This window comes from Amycolatopsis sp. N2S4-7 (assembly GCF_058119595.1).
The window spans coordinates 6,646,530-6,672,810 of the sequence record NZ_CP172299.1 but is presented as its reverse complement, the minus strand read 5'-3'; the positions used below and the strand labels follow the sequence as shown (position 1 = coordinate 6,672,810).

The 26,281-nt window shown below is 71.0% G+C and carries 25 protein-coding genes; 13 read left to right on the top strand and 12 right to left on the bottom strand.

Going from position 1 to position 26,281, the window contains the following annotated elements:
* Window positions 1-18 precede the first annotated feature (18 nt).
* Window positions 19-501: a tRNA adenosine deaminase-associated protein gene (locus ACH54P_RS31560; protein WP_206789346.1), complete on the bottom strand. Its 483-nt coding sequence runs from the start codon at window positions 499-501 to the stop codon at window positions 19-21.
* A 77-nt stretch (window positions 502-578) separates the two neighbouring features.
* Between ACH54P_RS31560 and ACH54P_RS31555 the strand changes: the two genes are divergently transcribed.
* Complete coding sequence (locus ACH54P_RS31555; protein WP_489906964.1) at window positions 579-1,808, top strand: M20 metallopeptidase family protein; 1,230 nt, start codon at window positions 579-581, stop codon at window positions 1,806-1,808.
* Here the strand turns inward: ACH54P_RS31555 and ACH54P_RS31550 are convergent.
* Window positions 1,805-3,751, bottom strand: coding sequence for a phosphocholine-specific phospholipase C (locus ACH54P_RS31550; protein WP_489906963.1), 1,947 nt, complete (start codon window positions 3,749-3,751; stop codon window positions 1,805-1,807). The genes ACH54P_RS31555 and ACH54P_RS31550 overlap by 4 nt on opposite strands.
* 78 nt (window positions 3,752-3,829) lie before the next feature.
* Here ACH54P_RS31550 and ACH54P_RS31545 point away from each other — a divergent pair, with 78 nt between their 5' ends.
* The 4 genes from ACH54P_RS31545 (at window position 3,830) to thrS (ending at window position 6,719) form a co-directional block, all read left to right on the top strand.
* Window positions 3,830-4,207 (top strand): VOC family protein, encoded by a 378-nt coding sequence (locus tag ACH54P_RS31545; RefSeq protein WP_489906962.1) that lies wholly within the window; start codon window positions 3,830-3,832, stop codon window positions 4,205-4,207.
* A gap of 25 nt (window positions 4,208-4,232) precedes the next feature.
* Window positions 4,233-4,697: a heme-degrading domain-containing protein gene (locus tag ACH54P_RS31540; RefSeq protein ID WP_489906961.1), complete on the top strand. Its 465-nt coding sequence runs from the start codon at window positions 4,233-4,235 to the stop codon at window positions 4,695-4,697.
* Window positions 4,698-4,757: 60 nt separating this feature from the next.
* Window positions 4,758-5,378: a dihydrofolate reductase family protein gene (locus ACH54P_RS31535; RefSeq protein WP_489906960.1), complete on the top strand. Its 621-nt coding sequence runs from the start codon at window positions 4,758-4,760 to the stop codon at window positions 5,376-5,378.
* 81 nt (window positions 5,379-5,459) lie between these two features.
* Window positions 5,460-6,719 (top strand): threonine--tRNA ligase, encoded by a 1,260-nt coding sequence (gene thrS, locus ACH54P_RS31530; RefSeq protein ID WP_489906959.1) that lies wholly within the window; start codon window positions 5,460-5,462, stop codon window positions 6,717-6,719.
* Here the strand turns inward: thrS and ACH54P_RS31525 are convergent.
* The 5 genes from ACH54P_RS31525 to ACH54P_RS31505 all read right to left on the bottom strand — a co-directional run bounded on the left by ACH54P_RS31525 (window position 6,706) and on the right by ACH54P_RS31505 (window position 11,613).
* Window positions 6,706-7,548: a MerR family transcriptional regulator gene (locus ACH54P_RS31525; protein ID WP_489906958.1), complete on the bottom strand. Its 843-nt coding sequence runs from the start codon at window positions 7,546-7,548 to the stop codon at window positions 6,706-6,708. The genes thrS and ACH54P_RS31525 overlap by 14 nt on opposite strands.
* Window positions 7,549-7,659: 111 nt before the next feature.
* Window positions 7,660-8,487, bottom strand: coding sequence for an ABC transporter permease (locus ACH54P_RS31520; RefSeq protein ID WP_489906957.1), 828 nt, complete (start codon window positions 8,485-8,487; stop codon window positions 7,660-7,662).
* Window positions 8,484-9,377, bottom strand: coding sequence for an ABC transporter permease (locus tag ACH54P_RS31515; RefSeq protein ID WP_489906956.1), 894 nt, complete (start codon window positions 9,375-9,377; stop codon window positions 8,484-8,486). The genes ACH54P_RS31520 and ACH54P_RS31515 overlap by 4 nt, the downstream gene beginning before the upstream one ends.
* A complete protein-coding gene (locus tag ACH54P_RS31510; RefSeq protein WP_489906955.1) occupies window positions 9,374-10,423 on the bottom strand; it encodes an ABC transporter ATP-binding protein in 1,050 nt (349 codons plus the stop codon). Before ACH54P_RS31510 ends, ACH54P_RS31515 begins: the two co-directional genes overlap by 4 nt.
* On the bottom strand, window positions 10,420-11,613 hold the full coding sequence (locus ACH54P_RS31505; protein ID WP_489906954.1) for an extracellular solute-binding protein: 1,194 nt from the start codon (window positions 11,611-11,613) through the stop codon (window positions 10,420-10,422). Before ACH54P_RS31505 ends, ACH54P_RS31510 begins: the two co-directional genes overlap by 4 nt.
* A gap of 95 nt (window positions 11,614-11,708) precedes the next feature.
* Here ACH54P_RS31505 and ACH54P_RS31500 point away from each other — a divergent pair, with 95 nt between their 5' ends.
* From ACH54P_RS31500 to ACH54P_RS31480, 5 genes are all read left to right on the top strand, one after another.
* Window positions 11,709-12,413, top strand: a complete 705-nt coding sequence (locus tag ACH54P_RS31500; protein ID WP_489916740.1) for a GntR family transcriptional regulator — start codon at window positions 11,709-11,711, stop codon at window positions 12,411-12,413.
* Complete coding sequence (locus ACH54P_RS31495; protein WP_489906953.1) at window positions 12,410-13,315, top strand: dihydrodipicolinate synthase family protein; 906 nt, start codon at window positions 12,410-12,412, stop codon at window positions 13,313-13,315. The genes ACH54P_RS31500 and ACH54P_RS31495 overlap by 4 nt, the downstream gene beginning before the upstream one ends.
* 470 nt (window positions 13,316-13,785) lie before the next feature.
* Window positions 13,786-14,826: a fatty acid desaturase family protein gene (locus ACH54P_RS31490; protein ID WP_489906952.1), complete on the top strand. Its 1,041-nt coding sequence runs from the start codon at window positions 13,786-13,788 to the stop codon at window positions 14,824-14,826.
* Window positions 14,736-15,071, top strand: coding sequence for an RGCVC family protein (locus ACH54P_RS31485; RefSeq protein WP_489906951.1), 336 nt, complete (start codon window positions 14,736-14,738; stop codon window positions 15,069-15,071). Before ACH54P_RS31490 ends, ACH54P_RS31485 begins: the two co-directional genes overlap by 91 nt.
* Window positions 15,068-15,226 carry a DUF6307 family protein gene (locus ACH54P_RS31480; protein WP_489906950.1) on the top strand — a complete coding sequence of 53 codons (159 nt, stop codon included), beginning with the start codon at window positions 15,068-15,070 and terminating at the stop codon, window positions 15,224-15,226. The genes ACH54P_RS31485 and ACH54P_RS31480 overlap by 4 nt, the downstream gene beginning before the upstream one ends.
* Here the strand turns inward: ACH54P_RS31480 and ACH54P_RS31475 are convergent.
* Window positions 15,223-16,203: an RNA polymerase subunit sigma-70 gene (locus ACH54P_RS31475; protein WP_489906949.1), complete on the bottom strand. Its 981-nt coding sequence runs from the start codon at window positions 16,201-16,203 to the stop codon at window positions 15,223-15,225. The genes ACH54P_RS31480 and ACH54P_RS31475 overlap by 4 nt on opposite strands.
* Before the next feature lie 197 nt (window positions 16,204-16,400).
* Between ACH54P_RS31475 and lysA the strand changes: the two genes are divergently transcribed.
* Entirely contained in the window at window positions 16,401-17,744 is a 1,344-nt protein-coding gene (gene lysA, locus ACH54P_RS31470) for a diaminopimelate decarboxylase (protein ID WP_489906948.1), read from the top strand.
* On the opposite strand, the gene ACH54P_RS31465 is transcribed toward lysA, so the two are convergent.
* Window positions 17,741-18,355 carry a TetR/AcrR family transcriptional regulator C-terminal domain-containing protein gene (locus tag ACH54P_RS31465; RefSeq protein WP_489906947.1) on the bottom strand — a complete coding sequence of 205 codons (615 nt, stop codon included), beginning with the start codon at window positions 18,353-18,355 and terminating at the stop codon, window positions 17,741-17,743. The genes lysA and ACH54P_RS31465 overlap by 4 nt on opposite strands.
* 62 nt (window positions 18,356-18,417) lie before the next feature.
* Between ACH54P_RS31465 and ACH54P_RS31460 the strand changes: the two genes are divergently transcribed.
* Complete coding sequence (locus ACH54P_RS31460; protein ID WP_489906946.1) at window positions 18,418-19,785, top strand: FAD-dependent monooxygenase; 1,368 nt, start codon at window positions 18,418-18,420, stop codon at window positions 19,783-19,785.
* Here ACH54P_RS31460 and ACH54P_RS31455 read toward each other — a convergent pair.
* On the bottom strand, window positions 19,782-21,320 hold the full coding sequence (locus tag ACH54P_RS31455; RefSeq protein WP_489906945.1) for an APC family permease: 1,539 nt from the start codon (window positions 21,318-21,320) through the stop codon (window positions 19,782-19,784). The two genes, ACH54P_RS31460 and ACH54P_RS31455, sit on opposite strands and share 4 nt — an antisense overlap.
* A gap of 264 nt (window positions 21,321-21,584) precedes the next feature.
* On the opposite strand from ACH54P_RS31455, the gene ACH54P_RS31450 reads away from it, so the two are divergent.
* The gene (locus tag ACH54P_RS31450; protein WP_489906944.1) at window positions 21,585-22,061 is read left to right on the top strand and encodes an Lrp/AsnC family transcriptional regulator; all 477 of its coding nucleotides are present in this window, start codon (window positions 21,585-21,587) and stop codon (window positions 22,059-22,061) included.
* A 40-nt stretch (window positions 22,062-22,101) separates the two neighbouring features.
* Here ACH54P_RS31450 and helR read toward each other — a convergent pair whose 3' ends face one another.
* Window positions 22,102-24,342: an RNA polymerase recycling motor ATPase HelR gene (gene helR, locus ACH54P_RS31445; protein WP_489906943.1), complete on the bottom strand. Its 2,241-nt coding sequence runs from the start codon at window positions 24,340-24,342 to the stop codon at window positions 22,102-22,104.
* A gap of 101 nt (window positions 24,343-24,443) precedes the next feature.
* On the bottom strand, window positions 24,444-26,270 hold the full coding sequence (locus ACH54P_RS31440) for a laminin G domain-containing metallophosphoesterase family protein (protein ID WP_489906942.1): 1,827 nt from the start codon (window positions 26,268-26,270) through the stop codon (window positions 24,444-24,446).
* Between the last annotated feature and the right edge of the window lie 11 nt (window positions 26,271-26,281).

Sequence of the window (26,281 nt, the reverse complement as noted above, 5' to 3'; positions counted from 1 at the left end):
CGGTGTCGGACGGGCGTCTCAGAGCTCGTCCAGGAGCTTGGCGAACTCGCTGCCGAACCCGCAGCGCTGCGCGACCATCTGCAGCTGCTCGTCCGGGTACAGGTCGACCTCGCCGACGATGACCTCCAGCTCCGGCCCGGGCAGCCCGAGATCCGCCAGGATCTCGAGGTCGCCCTCGGGCCAGACGGAGTCGTCCTCCTCGTCCGGCGGGTCGACGCGCAGGACGTCGAGGACGTCCGCCGCGATGTCGTAGTCGAGCGCCGCCGCCGCGTCCGAGAGCAGCAACGACGGCCCCCGCGGGCTCGGCCGGACGATCACGAAGAACTCGTCGTCGACCGCCAGCAGCCCGAAGCTCGCACCGGTGGAACGTAGTTTGCCCAGTTCAGTGATCGCTGCGTCCAGCTCGGTCAGCGCCCCCGGGTCGAGCGCACTGCACCGCCACCGACCGTCTTCCCGGACCACGGCTACCGCGAAGCCCGTGACCGGCTCATCCACCGCCATGCGCACACCGTATTCCGCTGCTCGGCCGAGCGCACGCACGGTGCACCCGAAGCGCCGCATGAGGCACTATCGGGACCATGACCGGCCCCACTGACCTGCCCACCCTGCCCGGCACGCCGTTCGCCGGCCTCCTCGACGACGCGCGGGCGCTGCAAGGCCGCACCATCGCGCTCCGGCGCGCCGTGCACCGCCGTCCGGAGCAGGGACTCCGGCTGCCGCGCACCCAGGCGGCGATCCGGGAAGCCCTCGCCGACCTGCCGCTGGAGATCACCGAAGGCAAGGCCACGACGTCGCTGACGGCCGTCCTGCGCGGCTCCCGGCCCGGCCCGGCGGTGCTGCTGCGCGGCGACATGGACGCGCTGCCCCTCACCGAGGAGACCGGGCTGGACTTCGCGTCCGAGGATCCCGAGTCGATGCACGCCTGCGGGCACGACACGCACGTCGCGATGCTCGCCTCCGCGGCCAGGCTGCTCGCGCAGCGCAAGGACCAGCTGGCCGGGTCGGTCGTGTTCATGTTCCAGCCGGGCGAGGAGGGCCACCACGGGGCCCGGTTCATGATCCACGAGGGCGTCCTCGACGCCGCCGGGACGCGGGTCGAGCGCGCGTTCGGCGTGCACATCCTGGCCAACGCGCGCAGCGGGCTGCTGCAGCTGCGGCCCGGCCCGCTGATGGCGTCGGCGGACTCGTTCACCGTGCGCGTCACCGGCAAGGGCGGCCACGGCTCGGCGCCGCAGCACACGATCGACCCGGTGCCCGCGGCCGCCGCGATGGTCGGCGCGCTGCACACGATGATCACGCGCCGGGTCAGCGTGTTCGACCCCGCCGTGCTCTCGGTGACGCGGATCCAGGCCGGTACGACGTCCAACATCATCCCGGAGACCGCCGAGCTCGAGGGCACGATCCGCACGCTGTCCGAGCAAACGCGCGCGCTGGTCCGCACCGAGCTGCCCAAGGTCTGCGAAGCCGTCGGCGCGGCGCACGGCTGCCGGGGCGTCGCCGACGTCGAGCCGGGCTACCCGGTGACCGTCAACGACGACCGGATCGCGGCCGAGGTGCTGCGGCTCGGCGCGGCCGTGCTGGGGCCGGAGAACGTCGAGCTGCTCGCCGACCCGCTGATGGGCGCCGAGGATTTTTCGTACGTCCTGCAACGCGTTCCCGGCGCCTACGCGTTCATCGGCGGCTGCCCGCCGGGCGTCGACCCCGCCGAGGCGGCGGCCAACCACTCCAACCGCGTGATCTTCGACGAAGACGCGATGCCGAACGGCGTCGCCATGCTGGCCGCCTTCGCGCTGGATGCCCTCCGCTAGGGCCCGGTCCGCGACGGGCGGCCGTCCTCCAGGTGGCCGGCGAAGCGGCGGCGCCACCCCGGCGTCTCGAAGGTGACGTCGTACCAGCCGTTCTTCGCCGGCACCGGGAAGTCGTGCGAACCACCCGGCGGGATGGTGACGTCGCCGAGCGCGACCGGCGCCGGCCCGCTGTTGGTCACCGTGACCCGCAGGGCCGGCGTGCTCACGAACGTGACGGCGGCGTCGAGCCCCGCGCCGCCCGAAGCCTCGACAATGAAGCCGTTCGGGCCGTGGATGGCGACGTCGTAGGACCCGCCGTGCGGGACTTCGCCGGTGACCTCGCCGTTCGGCGGGACGTCGAAGCGCTGCGACGTCCCGCCCGCGTGGTAGGCGTACGCGGCCAGCTGCAGCGCCTGCGTCCCGTGGTTGGCCAGGTGCAGCTTCAGCGCCTCCGCCTCGACCGTCGCCCACGCGACCGGCTGGTACGGCAGCGGGCGCGCCTTGGCCGTGCCCGGCTCCTGCGCCAGTGCGCCCGGGCGGACCGTGGGCTTCGGCAGGCGCGACTGCGTCCGGTCGGCTTCGGCGCGCAACGCGTCGGCGTCGGGCAGCAGCGGGATTGTCGTGTCGTGCGTGCGGAAGTCGAAACAGCTGGTCAGGTCGCCGCAGATGGCGCGGCGCCAGGCCGAGATGTTCGGCTCGCGCACCCCGGTCCACGTCTCGAGGAACCGCAGCACCGACGTGTGGTCGAAGACCTGCGAGTTCACCCAGCCGCCGCGGCTCCACGGCGAAACGACGGTCATCGGCACGCGCGGCCCCAGCCCGATCGGGACGGGCGGCCCGGACGGCTCGCCCTTCTCCGGCCGGTTGCCCGGCAGGTATTCGCCGGGGGTGCCGGGTGTCGGCGTCGGCGGGACGACGTGGTCGAAGAAGCCGTCGTTTTCGTCGTAGTTGAGGAAGACAACGGTCGATTCCCACAGTTCCGGCTTGTCCCACAACGCTTTCAGCATCCGGTGGACGTACGCCGCGCCGTCGACCGGCCGGGCCGCCGGGTGCTCGCAGTAGCCGTACGGCGCCACGACCCACGACACCGCGGGCAGCGTCCCGGCCGCGCAGTCCGCGAGGAACTCGGCCAGCACGTGGTCGAGGTCCTTGCCCTTCCCCGAGTCGGGCAGGAGCTTCTTGCGCAGGTTCGCGCGCTCGGCCAGCCGCCGCTTCAGCGGGTCCATCGAGTACAGCGAGTCGTGGTAGCTGTGGAACTGCCACAGCGGGTTGTCGCCGTAGTCGCCGACGAAGTGCTCGGGGACGCCGCGCTCCTCGTCGTTCGCGTAGATCCGCCACGAGATGCCCGCCGCCTCCAGCCGCTCCGGGTACGTCGTCCAGCGGTAGGACGGCTCGTAGTCCGGCGCGTTGTGCGTCACGGGTCCGCCGGCGACGCCATCGGGGTCGTTCGTGCCGGTCCAGTGGAACAGCCGGTTCGGCTGCGTCGGGCCCTGCATCGAGCAGAAGTAGTGGTCGCACAGCGTGAACGCGCTCGCCAGCGCACGCTGGAACGGGACGTCGTCGCGCGCGAAGTACCCCATCGTCATCGGGCTCTTCGCCGTGATCCAGCCGTCGTACGCGCCGCCGTTCCACGCGCGGTGGGTGCTGTTCCAGTCGTGCGGGAGCTCGCCGAGGTCCTGACCGTCCACAACGGACGTGTCGATCCGGAAGGGCAGCACCGGGCCGTCGCGGCCGCGCTGGCGGAAGACGTCCCGCAGCGCCGCGCGGTCACCGAACCCGCGTACGCCCGCCATGGTGCCGTAGTAGTGGTCGAACGACCGGTTCTCCTGCATCAGCACCACGACGTGGCGGACGTCGTCGATCGTGCCCGTCCGCGGCGCCGGGGCGCACGCGGCGGGCAGCGCACCGGCGAGGGTGACCGCGGCCGCGCCGCCGAGCACCGTGCGCCGCCGGATCCGGCCCATGCCCACCTCCTCGGGCGAGCTTTCCCGACGTCCGCGGCCGGAACAAGGAGTACCTTCCCCGCAGGGAGAGGTGGTGCCATGCTCGGCTCAGCGGAACTGGTCGCCTTCGCACCGTCGACCGATCTGGAACGCTCGCGCGTCTTCTACACGGATGTCGCCGGGCTCGAGTTCATCGAGCAGACCCCCTTCGCGTGTGTGTTCCGCAGTGGCGCGACCATGCTGCGCGTCACCGCCGTGGCCGGGTTCACGCCGCAGCCGTTCACGGTGCTCGGCTGGGAAGTCGCCGACATCCGGGTGGCGGTGACCGAGCTGCGTGGCCGTGGCGTGGAGTTCCTCACGTACGACACGCTGCCACAGGACACCGACAAAATCTGGACGACGCCGGGCGCGCGGATCGCGTGGTTCCCCGATCCGGACGGCAACGTGCTGTCACTGACCGAGTTCACTGGTAATTAAACAACAGTGTTGATTTAATGGGCGCATGACCGAAGCCGACCGCCTCGCCCAGCTCGCCGAGCAGGAGGAACGCCTCCAGTTCACGAAGTTCGACAACGAGACCGCGCTCGCCCTCGGCCAGCAGCTGCTGGCCGCCGCGCGGGAGCGCGGGCTGCCGGTGACGATCTCCGTCCGCCGCAACGGCCAGCGGCTCTTCCACGCGGCCCTGCCCGGCACGTCGGCGGACAACGACGCCTGGATCGACCGCAAGAGCCGCGTCGTCGACCGCTACGGCCACAGCTCCTTCCTGGTCGGCACGCAGTTCCGCGCCAAGGGCGGCTCGTTCGAGGAGCACTCCCGCCTCGACCAGGACGAGTACGCCGCCCACGGCGGCGTGTTCCCGGTGCTGGTCCGCGGGGTCGGGCCGGTCGGCACGGTCGGCGTGTCCGGGCTGCCGCAGGCCGAGGACCACGCTTTCGTCGTCGAACAACTGGAGCTTTTCCTGGGCTGAGTTGTCGATTCAGCGTCTCCTCGCGCGACGGGTGGGTAGATCCCGACCCGAGGAGACACGATGAGCAAGCTGATCGCCACGACGTTCCTGACCCTGGACGGCGTCTACCAGGGCCCCGGAGGCGTCGAGGAGGACACCACCGGCGGCTTCGACCTCGGCGGCTGGGTGAAGCCGTTCTACGAAGAGGGCATGGCCGGGCTCGTCACGGAGTGGATTTCCCAGGCCGGCGCGTTCCTGCTCGGACGGCGAACGTACGACATCTTCGCCGCGCACTGGCCGAAGGTCACCGACCCCGGCGACCCGGTGGCGTCCAGGCTCAACGACCTGCCGAAGTACGTGGCGTCGCGAACCCTTTCCGACCCCGCCTGGTCGAACACCTCCGTCGTGAGCGACGTCGTCGGCTTCGTGCGCGAGCTGAAGGCACGCCCGGGCCGCGAAGTCCAGGTCCACGGGAGCGGCGCCCTGCTGCAGACGTTGATCGCCCACGACCTGGTCGACGAGTACCGGCTGTGGCAGTACCCGGTGGTGCTGGGCAAGGGTCGTCGCCTGTTCCCGGACGGCGTGGTGCCGAAGGCGTTCGAGCACGTCGAGACCCGGCACACCCCGGCAGGCGTGAACGTCCTCGTGCTGAGGCCGGCAGGCAAGCCGCGGTTCGACACGTTCCAGCTGGTGACGGAATAAGAAGTGGCGCTCGCTGCTACCGTCGGTGCCATGAAGCGCGCACTGACGACGACGCCGGAAAGTGTCCCGGCGCGCTGAACGATGTCTCAAGCCCGGGGCGGTTGCCCCGGGCTTCGTCTTGTGGTCACCCGCCTCGCCGTTCACGAGGAGTCCACAATGCACGATCACCGCAAGCTCGGCCGTGAGCTCGGCCTGTTCGACACCGACCCGCTGATCGGCGCGGGCCTGCCCTACTGGCTGCCCGACGGCGCGATCATCCGCCACAGCCTGGAGGAGTACGTCCGCGACCTCGAACGGCGCGCGGGGTACCGGCACGTCCATTCGCCGGTGCTCGGCAAACGTGAGCTGTACGAGATCTCCGGGCACTGGTCGCACTACCGCGACGACATGTACCCGCCCATGGACGTCGGTGGCGAGCAGCTCGTGCTGCGCCCGAGCCTGTGCCCGCACCACGCCCTGATCTACCGTTCCCGCGGCCGCAGCTACCGCGAGCTGCCCCTGCGGATCGCCGAGCTCGGCGGGATGTACCGCGCCGAACTGTCCGGCGTGCTCGGCGGGCTGAGCCGCGTGCGCGCGATCCAGCTCAACGACGCGCACGTCTTCTGCACCCTCGACCAGGTCGAAGACGAAGCCGCGGCCGCGCTGGCCCTGATCCGGCGGGCCTACGACGCGCTCGGCATCCGCCCGGCGCGGTACCGGCTTTCGCTCGCCGGCGGCGGGGGCAAGTACGTCGGGGACGCCGGGATGTGGGACAGCGCCGCGGACATCCTGCGTTCGGTCCTCGACCGCAGCGGGCTCGCGTACGACGCCGTAGAGGGCGAAGCGGCCTTCTACGGCCCCAAGATCGACGTCCAGATCGCCGACGGCGCGGGTCGCGAATCGACCCTGTCCACCGTCCAGGTCGATTTCCACCAGCCCGGGCAGTTCGGTCTCGAATACGTCGGGGCGGACTCGGCGAAACACCGGCCGGTCATGGTGCACCGCAGCATCATCGGCAGCGTGGAGCGCGCGGTGGCGCAGCTGATCGAGGTCCACGGCGGCGCGTTCCCGGCCTGGCTCGCCCCGGTCCAGCTGCGCCTGCTGCCGGTGTCCGAGGCGGAACTGCCTTACGCACGGGAAGTCCTGGACCGGTGCGCGGACCTGCGGGCGGAGATCGCCTCGCAGGGCAGCCTCGGCGCGCGGATCCGGGAGGGACGGCTGGTCCCGTACCAAGCCGTGATCGGGCCGCAGGAGGCTGCCGCGGGGCAGCTCTCCGTGCGGCTGCGCGACGGAAGCCGTCTCGACGCCGCGCCCGCGGACGAAGTGCTGGCGCGGATCGGGGCGGAGGTCAGGAAGCCGTAGCCGCGGTCAGCCAGTCGAGCGCGGGTGTCAGGCTTTCCGGCGCCGCCCATCCGTTGATCACCGCGAGCAGTTCCAGGTAACGCTCGCGTCGGGGATCGTTTACGGTCTCGAGCCATTCCCGCAGTTCCGCGGGGTCGCGCCCGAGACCGTCGACGATCGCCGCGGCCTGCGGCGAGTCCGGCGGGACCCCGGCTTCGAGGGCCGGCGTGACGACGTCGCGCACCTCGGCGGCCAAGTCGCGGCGCAGGCCGGCTACGTGGCGCTCCACGAGCCGGCGCAGGACGGCGCGGAACTCCGCGTCCTGCGTCAGTTCGGCCAGGCCGATCCAGGCGTCGAGCTGCGCTGGGCTGGGATTTTCGGGCAGTTCGGGGGTGAGCGTGCGGGCGACGCCGTCGAGCTCGGGACGGCCGCCGAGCGCGTCGGCGAGGAAGTCCTCGACCAGGCGACGGCGTTCCACTTCGGACAGTCTGGCCAGTTGGTGCATGAGACTCGTCTCCTCGGGGGTCGAACCGCGCCGGGCCACGGCCGTCAGCACCGCGCGACGCAGCCGCAGCACGCGGATCTCCACGCCCAGGGCCTCGGCGTGCCTCGCCGCGACGTCGGCGACGGTGGTCTCGCCGTCGAAGATCCGGCGGATCGAGGCGAGGTCGAGACCCAGGTCGCGGAGGGTGCGGATGAGGTCGAGCCGGGCGAGCGCGGCGTCGTCGTACCGGCGGTGACCTGCGGTGTTGCGCCCGGACGGCAGCAGAAGGCCGCGGTCGGAGTAGAAGCGGACGGCCTTGATCGTCAGTCCGGTGCGCCGGGCCAGCTCGCCGATCGAATACCGCATGACGTCAGCCTGGCACCTCCCCCAGGGGGAGCCGCAAGCCTCGTTTCACCCCATCGTGTCGATCACACGTTCGACGATTCGCGGTAAAGTCGATCACATGAGCGAACGACCTCAGGTCTCCTCCCGGATCCGGGTGACCAGCTGGGTCGGATTCACGAACCGCAACGCGACGATAAGGAGTACGAGCATGGAAGCCGTGTAGATGGTCGCCATGGCGTCGACGGACTGGTTCGCCCGGATGCCCGCGGCGAACACGGAGTTGTAGAGCGCCACGACGAGGGTCGTCGAGTCCGGGCCGGCGGTGAGGAACGTCAGCTCGAACATGCCGACCGTCCGGACCAGCACGAGGATCGACGCGGCCAGGATCCCCGGCAGCAGCAGCGGGCCCAGGATCCGGGTGAAGACCGAAACGGTCCGCGCGCCGGACATGCGGGCCGCGGCTTCGATCTTCGGGTCGATCTGCTCGATGAACGGCGTCATCGTCAGCACGACGAACGGCACCGACGGCACCAGGTTCGCCAGGATGACGCCGGTGATCGTGCCGGCCAGGTGGAACTTGTACAGCACGGTGGCCAGCGGGATGCCGTAGGTGATGGGAGGGATCAGGATCGGCAGCACGAACAGCAGCATCACCAGGCGCTTGCCGGGGAACGACCGGCGGGCCAGGGCGTAGGCGGCCGGGACGCCGACCGCCACCGACACGGCGATCACGACCAGCGCGACGATCGCCGTGGTGAGCAGGACGTCGGACAGGCCGAACTCCCGCCAGGCGTCGGCGTACCAGTGGGTGGTGAAGCCGTCCGGGAGCCAGGTGCCGAACCACTGCGTGCCGAACGAGTCGACGACCACCGAGAGCACCACGCCGGCGAGGTTGACGAAGAAGAACACGACGACGGCCCAGACGACCCAACGTCCGGGACGCGCGACCCAACCGGTCATCCCTTGCCTCCGGTCGCTCCGCGGTACAGCGTGCCGCGCCACGCCATGACCAGGCCGATCACGATCAGCATGACCACCGCCATGAGCATCGCGACGGCCGAGCCCATCGAGTAGTCGTACTCCTCGAACGCGGCGTGGTAGGCGGCGATCGAGATGACGCGGGTCTCGTTCGCGGGATCGCCGACCAGCTGCGCCGAAGGGAACACCGAGAACGCCATGACGAACGACAGACAGAAGGTGATCGCCAGGCCGGGAGCCAATAGGGGCAGCGTGATCCGGCGGAAGCGCTGGACGCCGTTGGCGCCGAGCGTCGCGGCCGCCTTCTCCAGGGAGGGGTCGATGCCCGAAAGGTAGGACAACGTCAGCAGGAAGGAGAACGGGAAGCCGGTGATCACCAGCGACAGCAGCACGCCGGTGTAGTTGTGGATCAGCGGGAGCGGCTCGTCGGTGATGCCGAGGACGGTGAGCACCTTGTTCAGCCAGCCCGCCGGACCGCCGTACATGATCAGGCCCTGCGCGGTCAGCACCGTGCCGAGCGTGATCGGGACGACCAGGATCGTCGTCAGGAGGCGCTTGCCGCGGACGCGGCCGCGCATCACGTAGGCGATCGGGATGCTGGCGAGGACGTTGATGAACGTCGCGGGCAGCGCGATGCCGAGCGTCGTCCAGATGGTGTCGCGCAGGTACGGGTCGCCGAAGAAGCGCGCGTAGTTGGCGAAGACGCCGCCCTTGCGCGGGGCGAACGACAGCTGGAGGCCGTAGAGGAAGGGGTACAGGAACAGGCAGGCAGTGACCAGCAGACCGGGCACCAGCAGGAGCAGGGTGCGATCGATGCCGCGTTCGGCCAGGCGGTGCCGCAGGGCGGGACGCGCGGTCGCGACGGCGGTCATGGCGCGAACACCAGGACCCGCTCGGCCGGGACACCGATCTTCGCGGTGTCGCCGGGGGCGAGGCGCTTGTCCGTCCGGAAGTAGACCGGCAACCCGCTCGGCAGCCGGGCCGAGACCGACAGCTCGCGGCCGTGGTACTCGACGATCTCGACCGTGACGTCGAGGGCGTTCTCCGCGCCGTCGCCGAGGACGAAGTCCTCCGGGCGGATCGCCACCTTCGCGGGCCCCTCCGTGAGGGACGCGCGATTGGCGCCGGTGAGCCGGACGCCGGCGCCCTCGACCGTGGCCGAGGAGCCCGTGGCGGCGGTGACCGTCAGGTCCAGGAGGTTGCGGTAGCCCATGAACGACGCGACGTAGCTGTTCACCGGCTGGGCGTAAACCTCCTCGGGCGTGCCGATCTGCTGGACGGCGCCCTCGCGCAGCACCACCAGGCCGTCGGCCAGCGACAGGGCTTCCTCCTGGTCGTGGGTGACGTACACCGTGGTCAGCCCGAGCGTCTGGTGGAGGCGGCGGATCTCCATCCGCATCTCCAGCCGGAGCTTGGCGTCCAAATTGGACAGCGGCTCGTCCATGAGGACGACCGGCGGCTCCAGCACCACCGCGCGGGCGATGGCGACGCGCTGCTGCTGGCCACCGGACAGCTGCGCGGGGAACTTCGCCGCGTGCTCGGTGAGCTGGACCAGGCGGAGGGCCTCGTCGACCCGGCGCCGAGCATCCGCGCGGCCGACCTTGCGCATCTTGAGGCCGAAGCCGACGTTGGCGCGGACGGACATGTGCGGGAACAGCGCGTAGTTCTGGAAGACCATCCCGAACCCGCGTTGCTCCGGGGGCTGCCCGTCGATGCGGGCGTCGTCCAGCCAGATGCTGCCGCCGGTCAGCGGGAGCAGGCCGGCCAGGCAGTTGAGCGCCGTCGACTTGCCGCAGCCGGACGGGCCGAGCAGGGCCACGAACTCGCCGCGCTTGATGGCGAGGTCGAGGCCGCTCAGGGCGTTCGCGGCGCCGAAGCTGCGGGAGACACCGTCCAGGCGCAGCTGCTCGAACGTCACTTCTTGCCGACCTTCGAGCCGCCGACCAGCTGGTTCCACTTGTCGAACGCCTTGACCTGCTGCTCGGCCGGCAGCGACGTCTCCTTGGGGTACTGCGCGATCCACTGGTCGTACTCCGGGCGCCCGAACTGCTTGATCGTGTCCTGGCTCTTCTGCGGCGCCATCTGCAGCGTGACGTCCTTGACCGCGGGGCCGGGGTAGAAGTAGCCGTCGTCGTAGGCGATGGCCTGCTGGTCCGGCTTGAGCATCCACGCGATCAGCTGCAGGATCGCCGACTCCTGGTCGGGCGAGAGGCCCTTGGGGATCAGGGCGTACTGGGCGTCGGTGACCCAGTGCATCGGCTGCATGATCGCGGTCTTCACCGTGTTGGGCACGGTGCCGAGCTTGCGCGGGTTGATGTCCCAGCCGGTGGTCGACATGACCATGTCCACCGAACCGGACGCGAGGTTCTTCATCGTCTCGGTGGTGCCCGACGGGTAGTACTTCACGTACTTGCCCAGCTCCTGCAGGAACGCCCAGGTCTTGTCCCAGCCCTTGTCGGGGTCCTTCGGGTCCTTGTCGCCGAGCAGGTACGGCAAGCCCATGAGGAAGGTCCGGCCCGGGCCGGAGTTCGACGGCTGGGCGTACTGGAACTTCTCCGGGTGCGCCTTCGCCCAGTCGAGGAGCTCCTGCGGGGACGCCGGGGCGGCGGGCACCGCGCCGGGGTTGAACTCCAGGAGCGGGCCCGAGGGGTAGTAGACGACCTCGACGCCGTAGCCGTTGGCCAGCTCCTGCATCTTGGCCGCGGGCTCGAGGTAGTTCTGCATCAGGTTCGGGAACCGGCCGGAGAAGTCCGGGAGGACCTTGGCGAGGGTGCCGTTCGCGATGCCGGCGGACAGGCCGTCGGTGCCGCTGAGGACCAGGTGCGTCTGGGCGACGCCACCGTCCTGCTCGGCCTTCAGCTTGCCCGCCATGCTCGGCGCGGGCGCCGTCGAATAGGTGACCTTCGAGAGCACGTCCGGGTGCGCGGCCTTGAAGTTCTCGATCATCTGCTTGGTGAGCTGCAGGTTGCCCGCCACGTCGAGGATGTTCAGCTCGACCGGCTTGCTCGGTTTGTCCGGCACGGCCTGGGGATCCGCCGCCTGGCCGCCGTCACCGCCCGGCGCGCCGCAGGCCGCCAGGCCGGCGACGAGACCCACCGCCAGCAACACTCGTCGGAATCGGAAGCCGGTGCAACGCTGCATGGCTGCTCCCTAGGTCCGTGATAATGTTGTATGTCGCATCGTATATCAGATCGGACATGCCAGTGGCGAGCACTTCTTCGGCCAGGAGGCCGCCGCCGCCCGTCTCGCGGACGGATTTCGTCCGTGACGCGATCAAGGAAGCGATCTTGAGCGGGGAGTTCGGGCCGGGCGAAACGCTCGTCGAGGCCGAGGTCGGCGCCCTGCTCGGGGTGTCGAAGACGCCGGTGCGCGAGGCACTGCGGATCCTCGCCGGTTCCGGTTTGGTCACGATGAGCACGTACAAGGGGGCGGCGGTCCGCGTCATGGACGCCGAGACCGCGTACGCGGTGTACGACCTTCGCGCGCTGCTCGAGCCCGAAGCCGTCCGGCGCGCTGTCGAGCGCGGGGCGGACTTCAGTGCGGCGCGGCAGGCGCTGGCCGGGGTCGAGACCGGTGCGGCGGCCACCGACCGGGCGAAGGCCAGCCTGGCCAACCGGCTGTTCCACCGCGCGCTCTACGCCGGGTGCGGCAACCCGCTGCTGGTCGAGGTCCTGGACGGGCTGCGCGACCAGGCGGCACTGATCACCGTCACCGGTTGGGGGATCAGCCCGACCTGGCAGGGCGAAGCGGCCGAACACCGGGCCATCCTGACCGCCGCCGAGAACGGGAACGCGCGGCAGACCGAACACCTGCTGCGCAAGCACATCACCGATTTCATCGACCGGGTCGCGTTCGAGCTCCCCGGCGAGCACGAGCGCGACCGCACCGCAGAGAAGGGGGCCCGATGACGTTCGAGCAGCAGAAGCGGCGGCTTTCCGGGGTGGTGGCCATCCCCGTGACGCCGTTCGACGCCGAGGGCGCTGTCGACGGCCAGACCTACGCGAAACTGGTGGACCGGCTGGTCACCGGGGGCATCGAGGTCGTGACGCCGAACGGGAACACCGGCGAGTTCTACGCGCTCGACGCGAGCGAGGCCCGGCAGTGCCTGGAAGTCACCGTCGAGGCCGTGGCCGGCCGGGCGAGCGTGCTCGCCGGGATCGGTCACGACGTCGCGTCGGCGACGCGGGCCGCGACGCACGCGCGGGACGCCGGGGCGGACATGATCATGATCCACCAGCCGGTGCACCCGTACATCTCCGGTGACGGCTGGGTGGACTACCACGCCGCGATCGCCGGAGCGGTGCCGGAACTCGGTGTCGTGCTCTACGTCCGCAACCCCGCGATCGCCGGCGAGCAGCTGCGCGCGCTGGGCGAGGCGGCGCCGAACGTCATCGGCGTGAAGTACGCGGTGCCGGACCCGGTGCGGTTCGGCTCGGTCGCGCGCGACGCGGGGTTCGGCCGGTTCGTGTGGATCGCCGGGCTGGCGGAGCTCTCCGCGCCCGGCTACTTCGCCGTCGGCGCGACGGGTTTCACCTCCGGGCTGGTGAACGTCGATCCCGCGATCTCGCTGGAGATGTTCCGCGCACTGTCCACAGGGGACTATCCGGCGGCGATGACGGTCTGGGAACGGATCCGGCCGTTCGAAGAACTCCGTGCGGCCAACGGGAACGCCAACAACGTCAGCGTCGTCAAGGACGCGCTCGGTCAGCTGGGCTTGTGCCGCCCCGACGTCCGGCCGCCGAGCCGGCTGCTGACAGCCGCAGAACGGGAACGACTCTTCGGGCTGCTCTCGTCCTGGGGATTGTCCTGACGGTGATCCGTCGGCGAGCTGCGGCGCGGTGACGCGGAACCGCAACTCGCCGGCGGATCGCCGGGCAGCAGGAACCCCGTCGGAGCGGCACCGTCGACACAACCTTCATGGGCGCCTCGGGCTGTCACTCTGCGCGACTGCGGGCGGCTGCTCGTCGGCCGATCGGCCGACCTGGCTGCGGTTCGATTGGGCGCTCGGACTGGACTCCTGCCCGGTCGGGGGTTGGCCCGGCCCGTAGATGACGGGATCGTACCGGCTTCGAGCCGATCATCCCTGTGGTGCCGACTGTACACCCTTTGCCCCCTCGCCGGCGGAATTGCCAATCGGGCGGTGGGGTGGGAGGCTGGACAGAGGACGCGGTACCACCGCGACCAGGCCCCAGTGCCCTTTCCCGAACCGGACCCAGACCCCGTCAGGGCTGGAAACCGTTGCTGGACAAGCCTTTACGACTTACCCAGAGCGGTGCGTTGATGACTTCCACCCAAATCGCGGGTACTCCCGCGATGCCGGGCAGCGATTTCGCCGAGCTGTCACGGCTGATCAAGGCCGCCGGCCTCATGCGCCGCCGACGGCGGTACTACGCCGCGCGGATCGGGCTGAACCTCGCCGCCTTCGGCGGGGGCTGGGTCGCGTTCGTCTTCCTCGGCGACTCGTGGTGGCAATTGTTCCTCGCCGCGTTCTTCGCGATGGTGTTCGCGCAGCTGTCCTTCATCGGCCACGACGCCGGCCACAAGCAAATCTTCAGCAGCCGCAAGGCCAACGACGCGACCGGGCTCGTCCACGGTGGACTCACCGGGTTGAGCTACGGCTGGTGGATCGGCACGCACGCCCGCCACCACGCCAATCCCAACAACGAGGACGAGGACCCGGACGTCGACATCGCCGCCCTCGCGTTCAGCAAGGCGCAGAGCTCACGCAAGCGTGGATTCCTGCGCTGGGTGGCGAAGTACCAGGCGTTCCTGTTCTTCCCGCTGCTGCTGCTCGAAGGTCTCAACCTGCACGTGTCGAGCGTGAAGGCCGTGTGGCGCAAGGACGTTCGCCAGCACAAGCTGGAGTCCGCGCTGCTGGTCGCCCACCTGGTGGCCTACCTCGCCGCGGTGTTCATCGTGCTGTCGCCGCTGACCGGGATCATCTTCGTCCTGGTGCACCAGTTCCTGTGGGGGCTCTACATGGGCTGCTCGTTCGCGCCCAACCACAAGGGCATGGAGATGCTCGTGGCCGGGCACAAGCTCGACTTCCTGCGCAAGCAGGTACTGACCTCCCGCAACATCCGCGGCGGCCCGGTCGCCGACTTCGCCCTCGGCGGGCTGAACTACCAGATCGAGCACCACCTGTTCCCGAGCATGGCCCGGCCGAACCTCAAGCACGCGCAGGTGATCGTCCGCGACTTCTGCGCCCGGCACGGGATTTCCTACGCCGAGTGCGGCTGGGCCCGCTCGTACGGGTACGTGCTGCAGCACCTCCACTCGGTGAGTGCGCCCCTGCGAACGAAGGTGGAGGTGACGGCGTGACGGCCCCGCTGTCCGACGCCCCCGGCGTGCCCCGCTCCGGCACGCAGTGCCCGAGCTGCCCGCACCCGCTCGGCACGCACGACGCCATCGCACGTCGCTACTGCGCCGCCACCACGGCCGGCCAGGCGGCCGACCGTGGCTGCGTCTGCGGCACGGTGCAGGACCACCAGAGCCCGGAAGGCCCCCGAGGCCACAAGAGTTTCACCACAGCAGCCACCGAAAAGCAGACGAGGACAGAACGATGACCACACCGACCCCTTCCCCCACCCGCTACGAGCTGCGCGTCGACCGCGTGAAGAAGATCGTCATGGAGGACACCAAGCTCGGCGACAGCAAGGCACTCGCCTTGGCCGTGCGCATGGTGCACGAGCTCGACACCGTCCCCGAGCCGATCCGCTAAGGCTCCGGCAGCACCTCGGGCAGGCCGAAGACCCCGAAGACGGCCGGGACGAAGGTGGTCACCTCGGCCACCTTTCCCCCGGCGATCGACAGCACGTTGAAGCCGAACGCGCGGAACCGGCCGTCGTGGCGGAGGTACGTCGCCACGGCGGGCCGGCCGTTCGCGCGGGTCGGCAGCATCCGCAGCTCCATCGGCACGGAACCGTGCAGCACCGGTGCCCAGCCTTCGAGGACAGTCGTGAGACCGCCGTACCAGGTCGGTTCCGGACCGTCGTGCCCGCCGGCGCCCGGCTGGTGGCTGCAGCGGACGTCGTCGCTCAGCACCGCCGCGATGGCCGCGTCGTCAGCCGTCGTGATCGCCTCGATGTAGCGCGAAACGACTGCGCGCTCTTCACCGCTCGAGTCGACGCGCCACTCCGTACGCCGCGAAGGCAACTGCGCCTTCAGCTCGGCCCGCGCGCGTTGAAGCGAACTGTGCACCGAAGCCGGGGTTGTGTCCAACGCGCTCGCAGTCTCCTTCGCCGACCAGCCGACGACGTCGCGAAGGATCAGCACGGCGCGCTGCCGGGGCGAGAGGTACTGGACGGCCGCGAGAAACGCCAGCTCGACCGTCTCCCGGGCGATGGCCGCGTCGAGCAGGTCGTCCGGGCACGGCTGCAGCCACGGGACCGCCGCCGCGGGGCGGGGCGCCAGGTGCGAGCCGGAAGCGACCGGCAGGTCGACCGCCGGGACCTCCCGAACGGCCCGGTCGAGGTGGTCGAGGCAGGCGTGGGTGGCGATCTTGTACAGCCAGGCGCGCACGCTCGCGCGTCCGGCGTACTGCTCGCGACGGCGCCACGCACGCAGGAACGTCTCCTGCACCAGGTCCTCGGCCTCGTCGAGGGAGCCCAGGAACCGGTAGCAGTGCACCCGCAGCTCCCGCCGGTGCTGTTCGGTCAGTGCGGCGAACTCGGTCTCGTCCATCGTGTCGGTAACCATGCCTCGTGTGACGGCACCTGCGGCAGAAATTCGACTCTGCGCAGGTCAACGGGGGTGTGGTCGAAGTTACTCGCGCGTTAATAACGAGTAAGTGCCCGTCGGAAGACCGTCAGGAAGGCATTCAGAGGAGCGTCGGGCGGGCCACGACGGCGGTGTTCTGACGGAGTCCGATCCGCCGTGATGCCCGGAGGCACCCCGTGACGCTTAGCGAGCTTCTTCCCAGCCTCGGCTGCGAAGCCGCCGATCACCTCGAGCCAGGAGTCTGGCCGCGAAGCACCCGACTCGGCGAAGACGGCGAACTGCTCTTCGCCGGCGCGAAGGTCAGCCACCTCGCCGCTCGCTTCGGGACGCCGTCGTACCTCATCGACGAGCAGCAGGTCCGCGACACCGCGCGCGAGTACCGGCGAGCGCTCCCGGACGTCGAAGTCGCGTACGCGAGCAAGGCGCTGTGTACGCGCGCTGTACTGCGTTGGGTCGCCGAAGAGGGGTTGTCGCTCGACACCTGCTCCGCCGGCGAGATCGCCGTCGCGCGCTCCATCGGCTTCCCCGCGGAGCGCATGCTGCTGCACGGCAACGCGAAGACGCCCGAAGACCTGAAGGCCGCTCTCGAGTACGGCGTCCGGCGGATCGTGGTCGACTCGCTCGACGAGATCGAGCAGCTCGGCGCCCTCGCCCCGGGCGCGCAGCAGGTGATGATCCGGGTGACGCCGGGGGTCGCGGCCGGGGTGCACGCGGCCATCAGCACCGGCACCGAAGGCCAGAAGTTCGGCTTCTCGCTGCTCGACGGCGTCCCCGACAACGTCGACGCCGCCGTCCGGGCCGTGCTCGCCCAGCCCGGGCTGCGGCTCGCCGGCCTGCACTGCCACATCGGCTCGCAGGTGTCCCGGGTCGACCGGTACGAGGCCGCCGCGCGGCGGATGGCCGAGGTGCTCGTCCGGATCCGCGACGTCCACAGCGTCACGTTGCGGGAGCTCGACCTCGGCGGCGGGCACGCGGTGCCGTACGTCGGCGGCGAGCCCGCGTTCGACCTCGGCGGCTACTCGCGACGCCTGCGGGTGGCGCTCGCCTACGAATGCGCGGCGCACGGCTTCCCGTTGCCACGCCTGACGATCGAGCCGGGCCGGGCGCTCGTCGGGCCGGCCGGGATCACCGTGTACCGCGTCTGCGCGGTCAAGCGCGGCAGCCGCACGTTCGTCGCGGTCGACGGCGGGATGAGCGACAACGCGCGCCCGTCGCTCTACGGCGCGCGCTACACGACGCGCCTGGTCGGGCGGCGGTCCACCGCGAAGCGCACGCCGATGACCGTCGTCGGACGGCACTGCGAAGCCGGCGACGTCCTCGCCGACGGCATCGAACTCCCCGGCGACCTGCACGCCGGTGACCTGCTGGCCGTGCCGTGCACCGGCGCGTACCACCACTCGCTGGCGTCGAACTACAACCAGGTCGGGCGGCCGCCGCTGGTCGGCGTCCGCGACGGTGTCGCGACGCTGCTGGTGCGCCGCGAAACCGAGGAGGACCTCAGCCGTCGCGACTTGGGCTAGGCCCGGGCACTGACGGCTTCGAGTCCGGCGAGCAGCACGCCGAGGGCGTACCGGAAGTCGTCCTCGACCGTCGAGCCGGCCCGTTCGCGCAGGCCACGGGCCATCAGCGGGAACGGGAACGAATCCAGCGCGATCAGCGCCGCCTCTTCGGACGGCTGTGGCCGCGTCTGGTCCTCGACGGCCCGGCCGAGCACGAAGTGCACCAGCACCCCGGCCGCGCGCGTGGCTTCGCCGAGCGGGAAGCCGGCTTCGTGCAGCACCCCGACCGCGCGCTCGGCGAGTTCGCCGAGCGCGCGGGCCGTGGTGAGGTCGGCGCCCAGCGCGACGCGGGCGCCGTCGCGGTGCGCGAGCAACGCCGCGTGCAGCGCGAAGGCCGCTTCTTCGACCCACTGCAGCCACGGCCCACCGGACGGCAGCCCGGCGACGACCGGCGCCACGATCGTGTCCGTCAGGTGGTCGAGCAGGGCGCGCTTGCTGCGGAAGTGCCAGTACAACGCGGGCGCCTTGACGCCCAGCTCGCTCGCGAGCCGTCGGACGGTCAGCTTGTCCAAACCCTCGTCTTCCAGCAGTTTCAGCGCGACGCGCACCGCGTCGGCGACCTCGAGCGGCATGCTCCTCCTTGACGCCTGAACTAGTTAAGGACACTATCACCTTAACAAGTTAAGGAGAACGCATGGATGCCGACGTGATCGTCGTGGGAGCGGGCCCGGTGGGCCTGTTCCTCGCGGCGGAGCTCGAGCTGGCGGGGGTCGAACCCCTGGTACTGGAACGGCTTCCCGCGCCGTCCGAAGAGACGAAGGCGCGCGGCCTCGGCGCACTGGCGACCGAGGCGCTCTGGCGACGCGGCCTCGGCGACCAGCTCGCCGAAGCCGACGCCGAAGGCACGAAGGACCTCGCCCGCGACCACGGCAGTACCCGCGGGCACTTCGCGAGCATCTTCAAGATCGTCCCGGACTCCGGCCGGCCGCGCACGAACATCTGGCAGCCCGAGCTGGAACGGGTCCTCGCGAAGCACGCCGAGGGCGTCCGGGTGCTGCGCGGGCACGAGGTCACCGCGTGCGAGTCCGATGTGGACGGAGTCACGGTGACGGCCGGGAAGACCTGGCGCGCGAAGTACCTCGTCGGGTGCGACGGCGGCCGCAGCACCGTCCGCAAGCTGGCCGGCTTCGACTTCCCCGGCACACCCGCGCTGCTCCGGACGATCGCCGGCCGGGTGCGGTTCGCGGGCGACGTCCCGCCGAGCGGCCGCTACACCGGCGGCGCCTTCATGTACGGCGGCAGCATGGCCGGCGTCTCGGAGCCGGCCGGCCCCGAGCGCGAAGGGCCGGTGACGCCGGACGAACTGGCCGCGGCGATCCGCCGGGTCACCGGGCAGGAAGTCGTCGTCGAAGAGATCACCGACGGGCGACGGTTCGGCGACCAGGCCCGCCAGGCCGCCACCTACCGGCTCGGCCGCGTGTTCCTCGCCGGCGACGCCGCGCACGTGCACTCGCCGAGCGGCGGCCAGGGCCTCAACCTCGGCCTGCTCGACGCGGCCAACCTCGGCTGGAAGCTCGGCGCCGTGATTCGCGGCGACAAGCCCGAAGCGCTCCTCGACACGTACACGCGCGAAAGGCACCCGGCGGGCGAAGCGGTGCTACGCAACACGCGCGCACAGTCGGCGTTGCTCGCCCCCGGGCCGCACGTCGACGCCCTGCGCGAGATCGTCGCGGAAATCATGGACCTGCCCGAGGCGAACAAGTACTTCGCGGATCTGCTGTCCGGGGTGCGCGAGCGGTACGAATTTCCTTACCCCGCCCCGGCGCCGGTCGGCGAACACTGCCCGGACCTCGAACTCGTCCACGACGACGGCCACCGCTCCCGGCTGCACGAGCACACGCGCACGGGCCGCGGTCTCCTGTTGACGACGGATCCCCTGGACGACCCTCGCGTCGACGTCGTCCGCGTGACGAACCCCGGACCGCTGCTGCTCCGGCCGGACGGCATGATCGCCTGGGCGGGCGAGGGCCCCCTGGCCACCGCGCTCGACGCCTGGTTCTAGACCGGCTCGATGACGTCGCCGCCGCGCGGAACGGCCCCGCGCGGCAGGCGGCGGCCGGCGAAGAAGTCGCGGCAGGCCCGGTGCACGGCGAACATCAGCGGCACCCCGAGCACGATCGACACCACGCCGATCACCGCGACCCCGCCGATGCCGAACACCGTCGTCTCGCCCGCGTCCGGCCGCGCGTACTCGATCAGCGCGAACACCAGCACGGCCAGGAAGAACACCCCGCCGAGGAAGGGCAGCAGGCCGCGCAGCGCGAAGTGGCGCACGCTCGCGAAGAGCGTCCGGCGGAACACCCAGACACAGGCCAGCGCCGTCATCGTGTACTCGATGGCGATGGTCAGCCCGACCGCGTCGACCGAATCCGACAGCACGTTGTCGCTGAGCAGCGCGAGGAGCACGTACCCGGCCAGCGACACGAGCCCGAACGCCCAGGTGGCCACCGACGGCGTCCGGAACCGCGGGTGCACCCGCGCGAAGACGCGGGGCAGCGCGCCGTGGCTGGCCATCGACAACGTCGTGCGCGCCGCGGGCATGATCGTCGCCTGGCTGGTGGCCGCGCCGCTGGTCAGCACCGAGACGATCAGCAGCACGCCCAGCACCTTGCCGGTCGTGCCGTCGCCGAAGACCGCGGCGCCCAGGCCGGCCAGGACGTCGTCGGAGCCGGCCTCGTTGCCCAGCCCGATGCCGTCCGCGCCGACCCCGGCGAAGGCCAGCGCGGCCACCGTGACGAGCAGGTAGTTCAGCACCAGCAGGACGGTCGAGAGCACCGCGGCGCGGCCCGGCGCGCGGCGCGGGTCGGCGGACTCCTCGTTGACCGACAGCGAGCTTTCCCAGCCCCAGTAGATGAACACGGCCAGCAGCACCGCCGAAACCGCCGTGCCGGCGCCGACCCCGCCCGGCCACAGCCAGTCCAGCCTCGGGACCGACGCCTGCGGCCCGGCCGTGCCGTCGAAGACGCGGACCAGCGCGACGACCGAGAACAGCACCAGCACGGCGAGCTCGACGCCGAGCAGGATCCACTGCGCCCGGGCGGACACCTCGATGCCGCGGTAGCAGAGCCAGCACAACGCGAGCAGCCACGCGGCACCGATCGCCGTCGTGATCCAGCGGTTCTCCGCCGCGTCCGTCGCGCCGAACAGCAGCAGCGTGTACCGGCCGGTGAGCGCGGACTGGCTGCTCATCACCAGCAGCTGGGCGACCGTGACGACCCAGCCGGTGAACCACCCGGCGTGCGGGCCGAACGCCCGCGCCGCCCACGTGAAGTTGGTGCCGCAGTCGGGTTCCGCGGTGTTCAGCTCGCGGAACGCGACCGCCACGAACAGCACCGGCACGAACGACAGCAGCACGAAGGCGGCCGCCTTGAACCCGGTGCCGGCCAGCACGATCAGCCCGAGCGTGGCCGCGATCGAGTACGCCGGCGCGGTCGACGACATCCCGATGACCATCGACGACACCATGCCCAGCGCGCCGCCGCGCAGGCCCTTCGCGGGTACGGCGGGAGCGACGCCGAGCGCCACGGCCTCCGACATTGCCTTCGTCCTCCTGGTGTTCCCGATCTCGGCAAACCGCCAGAACGTACCCGCCGACGGCGCCGGGGCGGGTACTGCTGTGCGCGGGCGCACAGAACCGCCTCGGAAAGCCGTGTGATTTTCGTCGTCCGCCACCGATTCCTCGGCTGATCGCGACGTGCGCGCCGGATCACGTGAAGCTGGCCCAGGGGTCTCGCTTTCTGGTCAGGTCTCGATACGCTGCGCACTTGACAAATCACATGCCGAAACACAGGGAGGGACGGCATGGGTGACGAAACACGTGCGCGCGCGCTGGACAACACGGACAGATCACTGATCGCCCTGCTCCAGGAAGACGGCCGGGCGTCGTTCACCGCGCTCGCCAAGGCGGTCGGGCTTTCGGAGGGAGCCGTCCGCCAGCGCGTGCAGCGGTTGCTGCGCGACGACCTCATGCAGATCGTCGCGGTGACCGACCCCGCCAACGTCGATCTGACGCGGCAGGCCATGGTCGGGATCAGCGTCGACGGCGCTGATCCCCGTGCCGTCGCGGACAAGCTGTCCGAACTGCCGAACGTGCACTACGTGGTGTTGTGCGCCGGGCGGTACGACCTGCTGGCCGAGCTCGTCTGCCGGGACGACGACCACATGCTCGAGGTGCTCGGCGAGGAGATCCGCAAGATCGAGGGCGTCTCCGGGACCGAGCTGTTCGTGTACCTGAAGCTGGCCAAGCAGAACTACTCCTGGGGCCGGCTGACGGCGTAGCGGCCGGGGTGACGGGCCTCCGCCCGCCACCCCCGCTCGGCTACAGGAACCGGCGGTGCCCGGCGCGCACGGGCACGCCGGCCTCGACGAGCCCGCTCAGCGCCGCCGGGAGCGGCTCCCGGTGCAGCACGCCGAGGCGCTGCGTGGCGCGGGTGAGCGCGACGTACAGCTCCGCCGCGCCACGCGAGCCCTCGGCCAGGATCCGCTCGGGCTCGACGACGAGGACCGCGTCGAACTCGAGGCCCTTGGCCGCCGACGGCGGGATCGTGCCGGGCACGCCCGGCGGGCCGATCACGACGCTGGTGCCTTCGCGGCCGGCTTCGTCGCGGACGAATTCGCCGATGGCGTCCGGCAATTCGCCATCCGCAAGTCGTCTGGACCACGGTCGGACCCCGCACGCGCGCACCGACTCCGGCGGCCGTGCGTCCGGGGCGAACTCCGCGAGCAGCGCACCGGCGATGGTCATGATCTCCGCCGGGGTGCGGTAGTTGACGGTCAGCTCGCGGTACTGCCAGCGGTCGCCGACGTACGGCTCGAGCATCGGCGCCCACGCCGTCGCGCCCGCCGCCGAGCGCCGCTGGGCGAGGTCGCCGACGATCGTGAACGAGCGGCTCGGGCACCGCCGCATCAGCACCCGCCAGTCCATTTCGGACAGCTCCTGGGCTTCGTCGACGACGACGTGCCCGTACGTCCAGTCGCGGTCCGCGGCCGCGCGCTCGGCGAGGTCGCGGGTGTCGCGTTCGGCGAACCGGCCGGCCAGGTCTTCGGCGTCCGTCAGGTTCTCGGCCGCCAGCATGATGTCCTCGTCCATCTCCTCCCGGTCCAGCTTCATGAGCTCCAGGACGCCGGCGGAGTACTCGGCGTGCTCCGCCGCCCGGCGCCGGGCGGCGGCGCGCTCGGCCGAGTCGTCCCGGCCGAGGAGGTCGGCCAGCTCGTCGAGCAAGGGCACGTCGGACACCGTCCAGGCCGCGCCGTCGGCCCGGAACAACGCCGGATCGGCACCGGCGGCCTCGAGCCGGCGCGGCGACATGTACAGCGGCGCCAGCAGCGTCTCCGGCGTCAGTTCCGGCCAGAGGCCGCTGAGCGTGGCGTCGAGCTCTTCGTGCTCCTCCAGCTCTTCGAGGACGTCGGCGCGGAGGTCGGCCCACGCCCCGCGGTCTTCCCGCGTCAACCAGCCCTCGCCGATCTGCGCGACGGCCCGCTCGGCCAGGAGCGCCACGACGTGCTCGCGGAACACCGGGCGGGCCTCGTTGTGCGGCAGCCCCGACCGGCGCGCTTCGAGCCGGGCTTCGTCGGCGATGCCGGGGTCGAGGTCCACGGTGACGTCGGACAGTTCGACCGGCACCGGCTCGTCCGGCACCTTCTGCCGGTCGGCGACCGCGGCCGCGAGGACGTCCAGGATCTTCAGCGATCCCTTGGCCCGCGCGACCTCCGGCCGGTCTTCGGCCATGACGCGCAGCCCGGGCACGAGGTCGCCGGTGGTCATGAAGACCACGTCCGACTCGCCGAGCGACGGCAGCACGCGGCCGATGTGGTCGAGGAAGAGCGGGCTCGGCCCCACCACCAGCACGCCGGTGCGCGACATCCGCGCGCGGCGGGTGTAGAGCAGGTACGCCACGCGGTGCAGCGCGACGGCCGTCTTGCCGGTGCCCGGCCCGCCCTCGACCACCAGCGCCCCCGCGTGGCCGAGCCGGATGATCTCGTCCTGCTCGGCCTGGATCGTCGCGACGATGTCGCGCATGCCCTCGCCGCGCGGCGCGTTGACGGCGGCGAGCAGCGCCGCGTCCCCGCGGGCGCTGAAACACTCCTGGGGGGCCGGCTCCCCGGACAAGCCGTCGTCCGGACGTCCCAGTACCTCGTCGGTGAAACCGGTGACCCGGCGCCCCATCGCGTGGAACTGCCGACGACGCCGCATGTTTTCCGGCGTCACGGCGGTGGCGGTGTAGAACGGCCGCGCCGCCGGTGCCCGCCAATCCAGCAGGAGGGGTTCGTAATCGTTTTCGTCGTCGAAGAGCCCGATCCGGCCGACATAACTCCGTTCGCCCGAAAGGGCGTCCAACCGGCCGAAGCAGAGCCCGTTGTCCGCGACGTTCAGCCGCGTTGTCTCCCGCGCGCGGATCCGGACGTCGGCATCGCGCTCCACCAGCGCGATGCCGGTTTCCCCGAGTGCGGTGCGGTAACGGGCCCGCGCCTGCTCGCGTTCGCGGTCGAGACGCGCGTACAGCCCGGAGACGTACGCGCGCTCGGCCCGCAATTCCTCGTCGTACCCCTGATTTGACAAGTTCCCCTCACAGCGGTTAGACTAATGGAACATTCGGCGAGTTCTCCGGTTCCTGACGGAGAGCACGTCGATTTTTTATTGTCCACCCGCTGTCAAGTCCCTCAGCCCAGCATGAATTCGCGGGGGTTCAGCGGCCGGTCCACCACCCGCACGTCACCCAGCAGCCCGGCGAAGCTCCGGTCGACCTTCCCGTCGTAGGACGAGGCCCCGACGAGCCACGACCCGCCCGGGTCGGCGAGCCCGACGGCCGGCGTGGCCGGGTTCCGGACCACCGGGCAGCCGTCGACGTACACGACCGTGCGCTTGCCGTCGTTGACCACGGCGACGTGCCACCACTTCTCGACCGGCAGCTCGTGGCCCCAGTTCGTCGAGGTCCGGTCCTGGTTCAGCGGGTACACCGCCCACTGCAGCTCGCCACCGTCCGAAAGGGACAGTGTGGCGGCCGACTCCTTCGGGTTGTCGCCCGTCTTGCCGGCGGCGGCGCCGCTGCCCTGCCGGGCGAACAGCCCGCACCAGCCGTGGTGACCGTCCTTGAAGTCCGCCGGGAGCCGGAAGAACGCTTCGACGGTGTACCCGCGCTCGAACTTCAGGCGGTTCATCGGCGCCGCGTCGACCGTGCGCAGGTACGCGCCGCGGCTCGGGTCACGGCCGCCGTCGAACCGCAGGCTGGCTCGCGACGGCTGCCGCGGCGAGAACTCGCTCGAGAACTTCAGCGCGTCCGGCCCGCTGCCGGGCGCGGTGACGCGGGTGAGGTCGTTGCCGCGGCCGGTCTGGTCGCGCACGACGACGTCGTCCGGCACCGGCTTGCCGTCCTGCCCGCCCTCGAAGCGCCAGTAGGCGACCGTGCCCGGGACGAGCAGCTGCTTCGCCGGCCGTCCCGGCGGAACCGGCACCGGCGCGAACCCCTGGAAGCGCTCGGCGAAGTCGATCTCCAAGCTGAAGTAGTCGGACGCGCCGCTGCGCTCGACCTCGACCCGCTGCATCTCGGTCAGGTGGTCCTGCGCGGCGAGCCACGGCGAGAACGTCCGGACGTCGATCACGCCGCGCGCGAGGTCGAACTGGTAGAGCCGGATCATCGCGCTGCCGCCGTAGTAGCGGTCCTGGTAGTTGGCGATGTGGACGTGGACGTCGTGGCCGGCGGCGTTCTTGCGGACGGTCCGCCCGGTCGGCCAGTAGTGGCCGTTGAGGGTGAGGAAGATCTGGTCGTTGCCCTCGACCAGCTCCTTCCAGACGTGTTCGCCGAACGTCGAGAACTGGGCCTGGCCGTCGTCGTCGGCCCAGACCAGTTCGTGGATGGTGAGGATGGCCGGCAGGTTCGGGTGCTGCGCGAGGACCTGCTTCGCCCAGTTCAGGCCGCCCGCCGAGGGCCGCCAGTCGAGGGCGAGCAGCAGCCACTCGCGGCCGCCGCCGCGGAAGACGTGGTGGCTGTTGTAGCCGTCCTTGGACGCTCCGCGGAACGTCGGCGAGTTGCGCTGGCGCTGCGGGCCGAACGCGTCGAGGTACGGCGAAGCGCCGCGCTGGTCGTCCTTCGACCCGTCGATGTCGTGGTTGCCCGCGAGGGTGCTGTACGGGAACCGGCGGCGGTCGAGGGCCTGGAACGACCGGCTGATGCGGGCGAACTCGTCCGCGCGGCCGTTCTGCGTGAGATCACCGAGGTGGGCGAGGAAGACAACGTTGTCGTCGACCTCGTCGAGGACGTAGCGCAGCGAGGCGTCCAGCGGGGCCGCGTCGCCGCGGTCCTCGTCGAACAGGTACTGCGTGTCCGGCATGACCACGAGCGTGAAACGCGGATCGTCGGGGTCGGGGCGGTGCCGGCCCAGCGCTTCGGCGGCGGGCGCGCCGAGGACGTGGGGGAGGCTCGCCACGGCCGCTCCGGCGCCGAGCAGGCCGGCGCCGCGCAGGAAGATCCGGCGGGAAGTGTCAGTCACGCGCCGGAAGC